We start from the raw sequence: 818 nt of genomic DNA, 5'->3' as shown, positions 1-818 counted from the left end.
GACGTGCTGGTGCTGGCCACGAGCGCGGGCGGAGCCGACGGTGCGGCCGCGGCCGACGTGACCTGGGTGACGGTGGCCGTGAAGCCGGAATCGGTTCAGGAGGTCATCGCGGCGTCGCGGAAGGCGGAGCTGTACTTCGCGCTGCCGGCTGCGGGCGAGGGCGCGGGCCTCGACGCGAGGGAGGGGTCGCTATGATGCCGACGATGGCGCTGTGCGCGGATGCGGAGAGCATCAGGCGGCCCGACCTCATCGGGCTTGCGGGCGAGAACCTGGCGCGGCAGGAATGGCTGCGGCTGTTCTCGTCGGGCGAGGAGGCGCGGCGGTTCCTGCGCGCGGATCGCAGCGTGGCCGAGGCGTGGATTGCGAGCTGCGACGACGTGGAGCCCATCAACCTGGCGGCCGCGCTCAAGCGCGACCGGGCAGACCTGCGCGTGTGCCTGCTGGCCTTCCAGGGAACCGGCTCGCTCATGAGCCGGGCCACGGCTGCCGGGATCGACGCGTCGCTCACGCGCCAGGCGTTCGTCGAGCGCTATGCGGCGGCGAAGCGCCGGCATGTGCCGACGGGCGACACGGCAGGGACAGGACCGGGAACAGGGGCCGGTGCTCCGCGTTCGGCCGTGCGGTTCGCGCCGGCTCCGGCGCTGACTTCCCGGCCGCCGGTTTCGGGGCATCCGGCCTTCGTGCTGCCGGTGGTGAGCGGCTCGGGCGGTGCGGGCAAGAGCACGGTGGCCGTGCTGTCGGCGCTGTTCTCCCAAGGCTTGGGGTACCGCACGCTGCTGCTCGACTTCGACCTGCGCTTCGGCGACGCGCACGAGCTG

The 818-nt window shown here is 73.1% G+C and carries 2 pseudogenes; both read left to right on the top strand.

The annotated features are described in order from the left end of the window. A pseudogene (locus tag GPA_RS11800) lies at positions 1 to 195 on the top strand (Flp pilus assembly protein CpaB); the annotation flags it as partial. Continuing rightward, positions 192 to 818 (top strand): annotated as a pseudogene (locus GPA_RS19300) (tyrosine-protein kinase family protein); the annotation flags it as partial. The pseudogenes GPA_RS11800 and GPA_RS19300, both read left to right, overlap by 4 nt.

The organism is Gordonibacter pamelaeae 7-10-1-b (genome assembly GCF_000210055.1).
Lineage (GTDB): Bacteria > Actinomycetota > Coriobacteriia > Coriobacteriales > Eggerthellaceae > Gordonibacter > Gordonibacter pamelaeae.
Note: the sequence above shows the minus strand (reverse complement) of the source record. Positions and strands in the feature narration are given on the sequence as shown.